This is a genomic window from Acinetobacter baumannii, from assembly GCF_009759685.1.
Taxonomy (GTDB): domain Bacteria; phylum Pseudomonadota; class Gammaproteobacteria; order Pseudomonadales; family Moraxellaceae; genus Acinetobacter; species Acinetobacter baumannii.
The window spans coordinates 26,082-39,229 of the sequence record NZ_CP046654.1 but is presented as its reverse complement, the minus strand read 5'-3'; the positions used below and the strand labels follow the sequence as shown (position 1 = coordinate 39,229).

Annotated in this window: 18 protein-coding genes; 11 read left to right on the top strand and 7 right to left on the bottom strand. The window is 38.3% G+C overall.

What is annotated here, in order from left to right; all coding sequences use genetic code 11:
* Window positions 1–115 precede the first annotated feature (115 nt).
* Window positions 116–748: an alpha/beta hydrolase gene (locus GO593_RS00240; RefSeq protein WP_000003115.1), complete on the bottom strand. Its 633-nt coding sequence runs from the start codon at window positions 746–748 to the stop codon at window positions 116–118.
* 126 nt (window positions 749–874) lie between these two features.
* On the opposite strand from GO593_RS00240, the gene yaaA reads away from it, so the two are divergent.
* Window positions 875–1,648: a peroxide stress protein YaaA gene (yaaA, locus tag GO593_RS00235; protein ID WP_000880413.1), complete on the top strand. Its 774-nt coding sequence runs from the start codon at window positions 875–877 to the stop codon at window positions 1,646–1,648.
* 19 nt (window positions 1,649–1,667) lie between these two features.
* Window positions 1,668–2,291 carry an HD domain-containing protein gene (locus GO593_RS00230; RefSeq protein ID WP_000908224.1) on the top strand — a complete coding sequence of 208 codons (624 nt, stop codon included), beginning with the start codon at window positions 1,668–1,670 and terminating at the stop codon, window positions 2,289–2,291.
* 136 nt (window positions 2,292–2,427) lie between these two features.
* On the opposite strand, the gene GO593_RS00225 is transcribed toward GO593_RS00230, so the two are convergent.
* From GO593_RS00225 to GO593_RS00205, 5 genes are all read right to left on the bottom strand, one after another.
* Window positions 2,428–3,213, bottom strand: coding sequence for a thiazole synthase (locus GO593_RS00225; protein ID WP_001154366.1), 786 nt, complete (start codon window positions 3,211–3,213; stop codon window positions 2,428–2,430).
* Between the two features lie 13 nt (window positions 3,214–3,226).
* Window positions 3,227–3,424: a sulfur carrier protein ThiS gene (gene thiS / locus GO593_RS00220; protein ID WP_001167820.1), complete on the bottom strand. Its 198-nt coding sequence runs from the start codon at window positions 3,422–3,424 to the stop codon at window positions 3,227–3,229.
* 13 nt (window positions 3,425–3,437) lie between these two features.
* The gene (locus GO593_RS00215) at window positions 3,438–3,803 is read right to left on the bottom strand and encodes a DUF423 domain-containing protein (protein WP_000264715.1); all 366 of its coding nucleotides are present in this window, start codon (window positions 3,801–3,803) and stop codon (window positions 3,438–3,440) included.
* A gap of 110 nt (window positions 3,804–3,913) precedes the next feature.
* The gene (gene rpoH / locus GO593_RS00210; protein WP_001285361.1) at window positions 3,914–4,780 is read right to left on the bottom strand and encodes an RNA polymerase sigma factor RpoH; all 867 of its coding nucleotides are present in this window, start codon (window positions 4,778–4,780) and stop codon (window positions 3,914–3,916) included.
* 133 nt (window positions 4,781–4,913) lie between these two features.
* Entirely contained in the window at window positions 4,914–5,159 is a 246-nt protein-coding gene (locus GO593_RS00205; protein WP_000108398.1) for a sulfurtransferase TusA family protein, read from the bottom strand.
* Between the two features lie 374 nt (window positions 5,160–5,533).
* On the opposite strand from GO593_RS00205, the gene GO593_RS00200 reads away from it, so the two are divergent.
* Complete coding sequence (locus tag GO593_RS00200; RefSeq protein WP_000126912.1) at window positions 5,534–5,746, top strand: cold-shock protein; 213 nt, start codon at window positions 5,534–5,536, stop codon at window positions 5,744–5,746.
* Between the two features lie 103 nt (window positions 5,747–5,849).
* A complete protein-coding gene (gene rhlB / locus GO593_RS00195; RefSeq protein WP_000200418.1) occupies window positions 5,850–7,001 on the top strand; it encodes an ATP-dependent RNA helicase RhlB in 1,152 nt (383 codons plus the stop codon).
* 37 nt (window positions 7,002–7,038) lie between these two features.
* Here the strand turns inward: rhlB and GO593_RS00190 are convergent, their stop codons facing one another.
* Entirely contained in the window at window positions 7,039–7,419 is a 381-nt protein-coding gene (locus tag GO593_RS00190; protein WP_000720499.1) for a hypothetical protein, read from the bottom strand.
* A 203-nt stretch (window positions 7,420–7,622) separates the two neighbouring features.
* On the opposite strand from GO593_RS00190, the gene GO593_RS00185 reads away from it, so the two are divergent.
* The 7 genes from GO593_RS00185 (at window position 7,623) to GO593_RS00155 (ending at window position 13,147) form a co-directional block, all read left to right on the top strand.
* Complete coding sequence (locus GO593_RS00185) at window positions 7,623–8,198, top strand: nitroreductase family protein (protein WP_000132180.1); 576 nt, start codon at window positions 7,623–7,625, stop codon at window positions 8,196–8,198.
* Window positions 8,199–8,232: 34 nt separating this feature from the next.
* On the top strand, window positions 8,233–9,306 hold the full coding sequence (locus GO593_RS00180) for an NAD(P)H-dependent glycerol-3-phosphate dehydrogenase (RefSeq protein WP_000807316.1): 1,074 nt from the start codon (window positions 8,233–8,235) through the stop codon (window positions 9,304–9,306).
* 56 nt (window positions 9,307–9,362) lie between these two features.
* Window positions 9,363–9,818: a SixA phosphatase family protein gene (locus GO593_RS00175; protein ID WP_001177595.1), complete on the top strand. Its 456-nt coding sequence runs from the start codon at window positions 9,363–9,365 to the stop codon at window positions 9,816–9,818.
* Window positions 9,819–9,840: 22 nt separating this feature from the next.
* A complete protein-coding gene (gene gspL / locus GO593_RS00170; protein WP_001983606.1) occupies window positions 9,841–10,980 on the top strand; it encodes a type II secretion system protein GspL in 1,140 nt (379 codons plus the stop codon).
* On the top strand, window positions 10,980–11,459 hold the full coding sequence (gene gspM / locus GO593_RS00165) for a type II secretion system protein GspM (protein ID WP_000783000.1): 480 nt from the start codon (window positions 10,980–10,982) through the stop codon (window positions 11,457–11,459). Before gspL ends, gspM begins: the two co-directional genes overlap by 1 nt.
* An 89-nt stretch (window positions 11,460–11,548) precedes the next feature.
* A complete protein-coding gene (locus GO593_RS00160; RefSeq protein WP_000966986.1) occupies window positions 11,549–12,553 on the top strand; it encodes a quinone-dependent dihydroorotate dehydrogenase in 1,005 nt (334 codons plus the stop codon).
* 6 nt (window positions 12,554–12,559) lie between these two features.
* Window positions 12,560–13,147: a CvpA family protein gene (locus GO593_RS00155; RefSeq protein ID WP_001091966.1), complete on the top strand. Its 588-nt coding sequence runs from the start codon at window positions 12,560–12,562 to the stop codon at window positions 13,145–13,147.
* Window position 13,148 lies beyond the last annotated feature (1 nt).

Sequence of the window (13,148 nt, the reverse complement as noted above, 5' to 3'; positions counted from 1 at the left end):
GCGACCGAGTAAAAAAATATTTAGCGCGTTTTGGATTGAGTTGGAATAATTTTCAATAATGACATGGCTTAAAAATGATGGGCATAGACTCAATCTATGCCCATCAGGTTACCTTTTATTTCATAATAATAAAACGTGTAATGATTTGGCGAAGCTGTTTTAAATAACCTGTAAAGAAGTGGTTGGCGCCCGGCAAAATCGTAATTGGATGCTTTTGTGGTTTTGCCCACTCAATTGCATCTGAAAGTAAGGTAATGTCATCTTGCTCACCATGAATGAGTAGAATATCACCTTGAATTTCAGGTGTTTTATAGTGACGTAAGCCCACAACAGTAGCTGTTGGTAAACCACATAAAATTAACTGTACTGGCTGTAATTCAGGGCTAAGCTGCGCATGACATTTTGCCAAAACATGTGAGCCAAAGCTAAAGCCACCTGCATAAAATGGCAAACCTGCATGAAGCTTACGGACATGCTCAATCACAGCTAAAATATCTTCAGTTTCTCCATGACCTTCATCATGAACACCTTCACTGCCGCCTAAACCACGGAAACTAGGACGGTAAACAATACAGCCATATTCATTAAAGATTTGGGTTAAAAGAGCAGGGACTTTATGTTGAGGGGTTCCACCTTGTAATGGGTGAGGGTGACAAACAACTGCAAAGCCTTTGATTTCACCTTCAGGGCGGTCAACAAAAAGTTCAATTTTACCTACTGGACCCTGGATGAAAATTTGCTCAGACATAGAAGAACCGCTAAATAACAATACGTAAGTGCTATTTTACCGATAGTCGTCATTGAAAACACGAGTTAGCATTAAAAAATATCTACTGTTATAGTTGGCATTAATAATAATTTTTTCAGGTTGTCTATGCTTGCTTTAATTTCTCCTGCAAAAACTTTAGATTATGAAACAGCGTTACCTACAGATGAGTTTACTCAGCCGCGCTTGTTAGAAAACTCAGCACAATTAATTGATGTTTGTCGCAAACTTTCTGCTTCGGAAATTGCGAGTCTAATGAGTGTCAGTGAAAAAATTGCCACACTTAATGCTGATCGTTTTAGGGACTGGAAGTCAGAATTTGATTTTTCAAATGCTCGTCAGGCAATTTATGCATTTAAAGGAGATGTTTATACTGGTTTAGATGCTTATCACTTAAAAGATAAAGATATTGATTTTGCTCAGCAGCATTTGCGTATGCTCTCTGGTTTATATGGTTTATTGCGTCCTTTAGATTTAATGATGCCTTATCGTTTAGAGATGGGTACTAAATTAAAAAATACGCGCGGTCACAATTTGTATGAATTTTGGGATGATATTATCACCAATCAGATTAATGAAGACTTGGCAGCAATTAAATCTGAATTGCTGGTAAATCTGGCTTCAGATGAATATTACAAGTCTGTCAATGAAAAGAAAATTAAGGCTGAAATTGTGAAGCCTGTTTTCCTTGACCAGAAAAATGGCAAATATAAAGTCATTAGTTTCTATGCGAAAAAAGCACGTGGTTTAATGGCTCGTTTTATTATTGAAAACCAATTAAATAAAGCTGAGGATCTTAAAGCTTTTAATACTGAAGGTTACTACTTTGATGCTGATAACTCATCGGCAAAAGAGTTGGTGTTTAAGCGTGATGAACAATAATCCTAAGCGTGGTTAATAGATGCTGATACAGCTTTACTTATTAAAACTGGAACTTTTTTGGTTTGAGCTGCATCAGCATTATCATTTTTCTGAACCGCAGAAAATTTTAAATGAACTTATTGCTGCTTATAGTGAAAAGCAGCGAGCCTACCACACCGTACAACATTTATATGAATGTTTGAGTTTAATTGAGACGATTCAGTCCGAATTAAATGATCCGTATGCTGTTGCATTGGCTCTCTGGTTCCATGATGTAGTCTACGAACCTCAAGCGCTAGATAATGAACTTAAAAGTGCCGAGTTATTTGAGCAATTGATGGCTCAAGATTTACAGCTCGATACAATGCAGAAAATAAAACGTTGGATTCTTGCGACTCAAAAGCATGGACCAACCGATGAAACAGATTTGCAATTTTTGTTAGATATCGATTTAGCTATTTTGGCAGCAACACCTGAACGTTTTATGCAATATGAACAGCAAATTCAGCAAGAATATGATTGGGTTGATCCAGAAGTATATTCAATTAAGCGAAAAGAAGTTTTAATGAATTTTTATCAGTCTGAGCCGCTTTATCAAACTGCATATTTCCAAAAGAATTTTGAGTTAAAAGCCAAGCAAAATTTAAAGAAAATATTGGAATAGCCTAAGCTAAATATAAAATTTAGATCTGTTGATTGAATAAAGTGATATAGATTTTTAATCTTTTTTGAAAAGTGAAAATGGTTATATGAGAGGAGAGGGGAACCACTGAAAAAAACAGTGATTCCTTAGAAATAAATTATTTAAAGAAATAGCCTGTTTCTGGTGAACTTGCATTTGCCATGCGTTTGCGTGGCATACGCCCAGCTAAAAATGCTTCACGTCCTGCTTCAACAGCTTTCTTCATTGCAGAAGCCATCAAAATAGGGTTTTGCGCAGCTGCAATCGCGGTGTTCATCAATACGCCATCACAACCAAGCTCCATCGCAATCGCAGCGTCACTTGCTGTACCAACACCTGCATCTACTAAAACCGGTACTTTGGCATTTTCTTTAATAATTGAAATGGTATGCGGGTTTAAAATACCTAGACCTGAACCAATCAAACTACCTAAAGGCATAATTGCAACACAGCCCATACTTTCAAGTTCTTGAGCAATGATTGGGTCGTCAGAGGTATAGACCATAATCTCAAAACCGTCATCAATCAAAGTGCGAGCGGCTTTTAAAGTCTCGGTTACATTTGGATATAAAGTTTTTTCATCACCCAACACTTCAAGTTTTACTAGGTTATGACCATCAAGTAGCTCGCGCGCTAGCATACACGTGCGTACTGCGCTGTCAGCGTCAAAACAACCTGCGGTATTTGGCAAGATTGTATATTTCTCTGGTGGAATGACAGAAAGTAAATTCGGTTGATCTGGATTTTGTCCAATATTCACACGGCGGATTGCGACAGTTACGATTTCTGCACCACTAGCTTGAATGGCTAAATCCGTTTCATTTAAGTCTTTATATTTCCCTGTTCCTACCAATAAACGAGATTGAAAAGAACGTGAACCAATAATGAGAGGGGTGTCTTGCATGGATAACTCCGACTTAGCCGCCGCCAACAGCGTGAATAATTTCGATACGGTCATGTTGAGCAATCGTAATTTGCTCTAATTTGCTTTTAGGCACGATTTGCTGATTGTGTTCAACAGCAAAACGTTTTCCTTCAAGTGCCAGTTCCTGAATGAGTTGCAACAGGTTTTGGCTAGGCGTGTCCGTTAATTCGCCATTTAAATAAATTTGCATGATCACATTCCGATTATTTTGCGTATTTGAAAGCATTCCAAGCCAAGATTAGCCATCCAGCAATCATCAAAGCTCCACCTATTGGCGTAATTGCGCCTAATATCCGCGGTAAACCCAATGCCATGATATAAAGCGAACCACAAAAGAACAGAATGCCAATCTGAATAAGCAAGAAAGATAACTTGATTGGGAAATGAGGAAGAACCTTGCTTAAAATACCAAGCGCTAACAATCCAAGCGCATGATAAAAAAAGTAGTCGGTTGCAGTCTGCCACCAAGCAAGTTGTTCAGGGCTCGCGTGAGCTTTAAGACCATGTGCTCCAAAAGCACCCAACATGACTGCGAAAGCAAGATTAAGGGCTGAAATGGCAATCCACATAACAAAAAACGCAACTGAATAATGAAAGGCAACGTTACCATAGAATAGGTTGGCTAAACATAGCCAGATAAAACAAAAGGGCTTATCGCCCTTTTATTTTTTCATTTTCTTTAGCTTGCAGACATTGCGACTTTAATTTTTTCCATCGCATTCTTTTCAAGCTGACGAATACGTTCGGCAGAAACATTATATTCAGCAGCAAGCTCATGGAGGGTAGATTTATCGTCATCTAACCAACGGCGCTGCAAAATATTACGTGAACGGTCATCTAGCTGGTTCATTGCGTCATGCAAAGCAGATGTACTTTGTTCTTCCCAATCCTCATTTTCTACTAAACGAGCAGGGTCATAACGATTATCTTCAAGATATAACACTGGCGCAGTGTGCGGGGTGTCATCATCGTCATCGCCTTGAGCTTCAAAAGCAGCATCATATGCTGTTAAACGACCTTCCATTTCCATAACTTGTTCTGGAGTAACATTTAAGTCGTTTGCAATAGATTGTGCTTCTTCTAATGTGAGCTTTTTACTCGATTTTTTTAAGCTGCGTAAATTGAAGAAAAGTTTACGCTGAGCTTTGGTTGTTGCAATTTTTACAATACGCCAGTTACGAATAACATATTCGTGAATTTCTGCCTTGATCCAGTGGACGGCAAAAGATACAAGACGTACGCCCATATTTGGGTCAAAACGTTTTACGGCTTTCATTAAGCCTAAGTTACCTTCTTGAATAAGGTCACCTTGAGGTAGGCCATAACCTGCATAGCTGCGCGCAATGTGAACGACGAAGCGTAAATGCGACATTACCAGCATTTTTGCGGCATCAAGATCTTGGTCATAATAATAACGCTCAGCAAGCTCTTTTTCTTGCTCAGCCGTTAAAATAGGAATCTGATTGACAGTACTGATATATGCACCAAGGTTTACACCGGGCGCAGACAATGACAGGGGCATCAATTGATTGCTGCTGTCACTCATGAGTTCTCCTTATAGGATAGGATGGATTAACCAATAAGTTCATCTTAATTTGAATCGGCTTCATAATTAAGGAAAATTGGGTATAGAAATGTAAAATTTTATGCAGTTTCTAATCTTTTAGTTTAGCAAAGAATTATTGAGTTTCAATTAAATAGTGAAATTCTCTTTCTGAAATCTGCATGGTTTGACACGTAAAATGATGTAATTGGCAATAACGTGTTACATCAATTTCACTATGCGGGTCAGATGATTTTAATAAGAATAGTTGTTTTCCCGATAATTTTTTAAGTTCACGTTTCAACATTAATAATGGCATTGGACAAGGTTGACCAAGGGCATTAATTTCAATAGGCGTCGTAGCGGAAGAAGTAGTGCTCATTCATCATCAAAACAACTAAAAAAATTATTTTAACAAACTTTTGTAAACACTACATAACTTTATATAAAGAACAACTAATCAATACTGATAAAAATTATTGTAATAAGCTGTTTAAAAAAACAGCTAAAAATAGGGGAAATAAATGAAAAAAATTCTATTAATTGTCATAAACCCGTGTTAAGCTCGAACCGTTTTAGGAATTACCACACAGTTAAATTGTTTTAATAACCCTATAACAAATGGATGTAACCGGAAATTGTTGATAGTTTTACAGAATGATTACAAGCTTTAAGATTATAAAAATTTTAAAACCTTGTTTGCTCTGCTGTTTGCAACACCGGAAGGTCCTTTTTTCATCATCTGAGGATTGACTTATGACAGCTCGTGAACAAGGCGTAGTAAAGTGGTTTAATGACACTAAAGGCTTTGGTTTTATTCAACGTAACGGCGGCGACGATGTATTCGTTCACTTCCGTGCAATCGTAGGTGACGGTCACCGTTCTCTACGTGACGGTCAACGTGTAGAATTTAGCGTTGTACAAGGTCAAAAAGGTTTTCAAGCTGAAAACGTTCAGCCTTTAGACTAATTCATCTTTTTGATGAATCATGGACGCTCCAATTTTTGAATTGGGGCGTTTTTGTTTATAATGATCTTCTCATTCGAGAGATTGTTTGTTAGAGCGCGTATTTATGACATCTGGTTTTGAAACCTTGAATTTACATCCGCAACTTAAAAAGGCGATTGATGCTTTAGGGTTTACTCAAATGACCCCAATTCAGCAAAAGGTTTTAAAATATACATTAGCCGGGCATGATGCAATTGGGCGAGCACAGACAGGAACAGGTAAGACTGCTGCCTTTCTGATTAGTGTAATTAATGATTTGCTCAATAATCCGGTTCAGGAGCAACGCTTCCGTGGTGAGCCTCGTGCTTTAATCTTAGCACCTACTCGTGAGTTGGCATTGCAGATTGAAAGTGATGCAAAATCTCTCACAAAATTTTCTAATTTACACCTAGTGACCCTATTAGGTGGTGTTGATTTCGATAAGCAGAAGAAGCAACTTGATGCTAATTTTGTCGATATCATGGTTGCCACACCAGGGCGTTTAATTGATTTTGTAGAACAAAAAGAAGTTTGGCTCGATCAAATTGAATTTTTAGTGATTGATGAAGCTGACCGTTTATTGGATATGGGCTTTATTCCTTCCGTAAAACGTATTGTGCGTTATTCACCACGTAAGGAACAACGACAAACCTTAATGTTCTCTGCAACATTTAGTTATGATGTCTTGAACTTGGCAAGACAATGGTTATTTGAACCAGTAACTGTTGAAATTGAACCTGAACAAAAGACCAATAATGATGTCGAACAACGTGTTTACGTTGTGGCTAAACAGGATAAATATCGTCTTTTACAAGATATTTTACGTGAAGAGCCAATTGATAAAGTCATGATCTTTGCCAATCGCCGTGATCAGGTACGTCGTCTTTACGACCATTTGAAAAAAGATGGATACAAAGTGGGGATGCTATCTGGTGAAATTGCTCAAGATAAACGTTTAAAAATGTTGGAGCAGTTTAAGCAAGGCAAACATAACATCATGATCGCAACCGATGTTGCTGGTCGTGGTATTCATGTAGACGGTGTATCACATGTAGTGAATTTTACATTACCTGAGCAGTCTGATGATTATGTCCATCGTATTGGTCGTACAGGTCGTGCAGGGGCACAAGGGGTAAGTATTAGTTTCTTATCTGAAGATGATGCTTTCTATTTACCCGAAATTGAAAAAGCAATTGGTAAGAAATTGCCTCTAACCCGACTAGATGGTTATTGCTAATAAAAAATCCCAATCAAATGATTGGGATTTTTTTTGATTAATTTATTTTACAATAGAAGGTTAGCGTTGTTTGATAGTCATCATCTTTTGCTAAAGATGCATTTTTACCCGTTAAAGTACCGATGACACCCGCAGCAGCTTCTACCATTTGACCAGTCTTTTCACTTACCACATCTTTTAAAACCCCGTGATAAGACGTTTTTTCATCAACAATAACTGGTGTTGTGCTCTTAGAGCATGTTTTTTGTGCCGCAGTAACCGCATTATTCTTTGCAATTAAATTGGTTTTGCCAATTCCAGTCACTTCAAACTGATTATTTTCTTTTTGAATTGCTAAAGTGTTTTTAGGCGTGGTTGCACAAGCACCTAGTAATAAAACAACACCGCTCATTGCGGTCGCTAAAATTATTTTTTTCATAATGCACCTAAGTTAATCACCAAAAGATAGGGTTATTTGAGCATAAGTTTTCTAATTGATTTTGAAGACGTTGTATGAGTTTTGATGTTTTGTATTAAAAAATGTCAAACTATGAATTCACTAAGTTTATAAGCTAGATTCAATGGTGGATTAACGGTAGATTATGCTAATCTATTTCGAATTTTTGAGTTAGATTAATATTAATGACGGATTCAGCAATACAAATAATTCACCAAAATATTCATCAGCGTCAGTCTATTGGCCAATTAGTTGAGCCAGCCCCAAATACAGACCAGTTAGAGTTGGCTTTTCAGGCAGCTTTAACAGCTCCAGATCATCATAGACTTAAGCCAACGCGTTTTGTAATTGTGTCAGGTGACCAACGTGCTGCTTTTGGTGAAGTTCTGGCAAAAGCATTGGTCGATTTGGGTGAGTCTGATCCTGCACAGCTTGAACGTGTGAAGCAACATCCTTTTCGAGCTCCGCTACTTATTTTAGCTCTTACGCAGTTACAAGATCATCCGAAAGTCCCACACTTCGAACAAATTTTGAGTACAGGCGCAGCAGTACAAAATCTTTTGTTATCTTTACAAGCTCAAGGGTTCTCGACCATGTGGCGTAGTGGTGCCGTTGTCGAATCAAACTGGTTAAAACAGCATTTAGGTCTGCAACCGCATGATTTGATTTCAGGTATTATTTATGTCGGCACAGCAGCTAAAGCAATTGCACCGCGTGCAGATATTGATAGTAAAGAATTCGTAAAAGTTTGGCAGGCTTAAACGTCTGTAAAAGTAAGAAATAGGATAATAAAGCATGGCTGAATTTAAGTTTACAGATTTGGTGGAACCTGTTGCGGTCGATAAAAAAACGGCATTACGTATTACCGTTTTAGGGGGCGGTAGCTTTGGTACAGCTATGGCAAATTTAGCTGCTCGTAATGGCTGCGATACCATGATCTGGATTCGTGATGCCGAAACAGCAGAAGAAATTAATAAAACCCATATTAATAAACGTTATTTACCAGACTTCACTTTAGAGTCTTCATTACGTGCAGTTTCTGATCTTGAGCAAGCGGTATGTGATCGAGATATTATTTTAGTTGCAATTCCAAGCCACTCATTCCGTGATGTTTTAAAACAAATAGCGCCTTATATTACTGCACAAGCTGTGGTGTCTTTAACCAAAGGTGTTGAAGCTAAAACATTTAGCTTCATGAGTGATATTATTCGTGAAGAATTACCAGAAGTGCCGTATGGCGTATTGTCAGGACCAAATCTCGCTAAAGAAATTATGGCAGGTATGCCTTCTGGTACTGTAATTGCAAGTGATTCTGAACTCGTCCGTTATGCCGTACAACATGCACTTCATAGTGCGTTATTCCGCGTTTTTGGTAGCGATGATGTGCATGGAGTTGAGTTAGGCGGTGCGCTTAAGAATATTTATGCCGTTGCTATGGGAATTGGAGCAGCATATAAAATTGGTGAAAATACCAAGAGTATGATTTTAACGCGTGCTTTGGCTGAAATGAGCCGTTTCGCGGTAAAACAAGGTGCAAACCCACTTACGTTCTTAGGTTTATCTGGAGTAGGTGATTTATTTGCGACTTGTAATAGTCCATTAAGCCGTAATTATCAAATTGGTTATGCGCTAGGTTCTGGTAAAACGCTTGAACAAGCGAGTAAAGAATTAGGTCAAACTGCAGAAGGTATTAACACGATTGTTCAGGTGCGTGGCAAGGCACAAGAACTAGACGTATATATGCCAATTACCAATGCTTTATATGAGGTCATTTTTGAAGGCGCTCCACCATTAAATATTGCACTTTCTCTTATGAAAAATGGACACCGTAGTGATGTTGAGTTTGTTTTACCTCATCATGAAGTCTGACGAATAAATGTCATAAATTGTGGTTATAATGCAGGAATTGTTTACAAGGAAATTTTATGCAACTGACATTAGTTCGTCATGGGGAAGCTGCTCCGCCAGTAAATGGTAATGATATTAAACGTCCCCTTACTGCGCGTGGACATGCACAGGCTGAGCAAACGGCAACCTTTTTAAAGGATATTGTAAAACCAGATATTTTTGTTGTTAGTCCTTTGCTGCGTGCTCAGGAAACGTTGGCGCATATCCAGACCTATTTTAAAGATGTGCCAGTGTTGTTATGCGACAAAATTAAGCCTGACGATGATGCAAAAGAAGCGATTGAATGGCTATCTCAAATTCCTTATGAGTCGATTGTGGTTGTTTGCCATATGAATGTGGTAGGGCATATTGCAGAGTTACTTACTCATGAAAATTTCAATCCATTTGCACTTGCTGAAGCAAGAATTTATGATCAAGCTGTTATTGCAAATGGTTTATCAACACAAAAAAATAGTTTTATACCCACAATATAATTAAAAAGGTTATTTAGCCCACATGCTGTATATATGGATGCCTGAAACCAATGGAGTTTGGCATTGGTCTAACGGAGAAAACTGGTTGCAGGCTGCAAGTCTCGATCAATTAATACAAGACTTGCAAATACATCAAGGAAAAGAAGCTACAATCTTTTTTCCGAGTCGTCATGCTCAAATGCTTCAGCAAACGATGGCAAAGTCCCATTACAAACAGCTTGGCGCTGATGGGGTTAAATATCTACTTGAAGAGTTTGTGACTTTACCGATTGATCACATGAAAGTGGTTCACCATTTTCATGCCGATCAGTTAACTGTTTTGGGGGTTGCCCAGGGGATGGTAGAGACATGGCAACATTCTTTAGCTTTGTTACCAACCAAACTTGTGGCTTTGTTGCCAGATTTTCTAGTTTTACCTGAACCACAAGCTCAGCAAGTTATTCTGTGTAATATTGGTCATCAGCTTTTGGTGCGTGAGAATAAGTGGTTAGGTAATTCCATTGATGACTTGGGGCTTTTTTTAGAGTTCCAGTCAGCCGAAACACATTATCAATATAGCGGTTTAACAGCAGAGCAACTAGAGAGCTTAGAAGCTGCCTCAAGCGCAGAGCAACGTTCTGAGTTTGTTTATCAATTTCAGCCTTTAGATAAAACTAAGCAGCATCCTTTTAATGTTTTGCCAAAATCAAAAGGGCAAGAACGTACTTTTTCTAACTATTGGAAAGCTTGTGCCGCCGTTGTTCTAGCAATTATTGTCGTGCAGTTTAGCTATGATTTATTGCGTTGGGTAAAATTGAAAAAGGTGGCAGATCAGACTGCTGAACAGGCAATTGAGCAATATAAATATTGGTTTGGTCCATCTAGTCGTGTGACTGAACAAAATATTAAAGGACAATTCGAAAGTCATTTAAGAATGAGCCAGCAAGGTGATACCCAGGCACTTTCTCTGTTAAGCCGGGTTGGGCCTATTTTAATGCAAAGACAGATTTTAGCTCAGCAACTCAATTATGATGCTTCAATCTTAACAATGGCATTAAAAGCAAAATCAGCAGATGATTTGCAAGCTTTAACCCAACAACTTAATCAACAAGGTTTTAAAGCTGAGTTAGGTAATGTTCAAGCTGATGGTAGTGGTGCGATTGGGGTGGTGAAAATACAATAATGAAAATGTTAGCTCAGTTGCAAAACCGTTTTGATCAGTGGGTTGAACAAATTGTTCAATATTTAGATCGCTTAACTGTCCGTGAACGTATTATGGTGGTCTTTACTACTATTTTTGTTGTAGTCGTCATTGTTGGATATTCACTTTGGAAAATGCATTCCTTGGCAGAACAACAGCAAAAACGTTTAAATGATTTAAAAGATTTGATGGTGTGGATGCAGAGTAATGCAGTCACGATGAAGCCTGCCAATGAGCTTGAACTAGATAAGTCTGGAAAAATACAACGAGTAGCTCAGCAACAAGGTTTAACTGTGTCTTCCCAGCAAAATGGGGAACAGTTACAAATTGTTGTAACACATCAGAATTATGCAATTTTGGCTAACTTTTTAACACAACTTGCACAGATGGGCTTAAGTATTCAAAAGATGGAAATGGTTTCTAGTGAAGGTCAGATTAAATTAACAGCGACAGTTCAATAACATATCAAAATATGCTTGTGTCAAGCATGGTGTTTTGTGCTGCCTGTGCCTATAATATGCGTACCTAAAATCAGTAGACTGTGATTGGTATGTTATATTCACTTGCTCGCCCGATGTTGTTTAGTTTAGCACCAGAGCGTGCCCATGAATTAACATTATCCATGCTTGATAAAGCGCATAAGCTAGGCATGATGCGCCAGACCGTAGAAGCGAAGCCAACTACATGTATGGGAATCGAATTTCCTAATCCGGTAGGGTTGGCAGCCGGTCTTGATAAAAATGGTGCTCATATTGATGCATTAGCTGGGTTGGGTTTCGGTTTCATTGAAATTGGTACAATTACACCTCGCCCGCAATCTGGTAACCCAAAACCACGTTTATTCCGTATTCCTGAAGCTAAAGCTATTATTAACCGCATGGGTTTTAATAATGATGGCGTTGATAAGCTAATCGAGAATGTTAAAGCATCAAAATTTAGAGGCATTTTAGGAATTAATATTGGTAAAAATGCTGATACACCTGTCGAAAAAGCCGTTGATGATTATTTGATTTGTCTTGAGAAAGTTTATAACTACGCTTCATACATTACGGTTAATATTTCGTCTCCAAATACTAAAAATTTGCGTAGTTTGCAAAGTGGTGATGCATTAACTGAATTATTGCAAACCTTAAAAGCACGTCAACTTGAGTTGGCAGAGCAATATAATCACTATGTACCTTTAGTTCTTAAAGTCGCTCCAGACTTAACAGCTGAAGATGTTGAATTTATTTCGGCACAATTATTAGATTTTAAAATTGATGGTCTTATTGTGACGAACACGACCTTATCGAGAGAAGGGGTAGAGAACCTGCCTTACGGTAATGAGTCAGGTGGTTTGTCGGGTGCACCTGTATTTGAAAAAAGTACGGAATGTTTACGTTTATTTGCTCAAACATTAAAAGGACAAATTCCTTTAATTGGTGTGGGCGGAATTTTGTCGGGTGAACAAGCTGCAGCGAAACAACAGGCTGGAGCAACGCTTGTACAAATTTATAGTGGTCTGATTTATACGGGACCAACGCTTGTGAAGCAATGTGTTGAAGCCATGACTTAATTGAACATGAACACCATTGATATCATCATTCTGATACTTTTGCTCATTGGGGGGCTAAACGGTTTGCGACAAGGATTTATAAAAGCCTTTGCGAACTTGGTAGGATGGATTTTTGCATTAATTATGGGTGCAAAATATGCTGTTCTTCTAGCTCCGTCAATGTCAGGTTTAAGTCAGGATCCGGTGGTTCAAAAGATCGCGGCTTTCGCTTTTATTGCACTTTTAATTATCGTTTTAACTTGGATCGTCACTGCATTTTTAAATGGCCTCTTGAAAAGTTTGAAGTTGGGGCCATTAAATCGTTTAGCAGGTGGTGCTTTTGGTTCGTTGAAAGGTTTATTGGTTGTTCTTATTACCATGCAGGGTGTTGGTCCTTGGGTAGAAAGTTCGCCTCATTGGAAACAATCCAAATTTATCCAGTTTTTATTGCCTTATGCACCTTTAGCGACAGAGCTTTCTAAAGATGCAGCAAGTGAGGCATTTCATCAGATAACATCTGGGGGCGGTGTAACGCGCACTTCTCCAAAACCAATGGACGAGTCGGAGGAAACAGAACTTCGACCTGACCATTCAACAAAGAATCCTTTTTATTAAT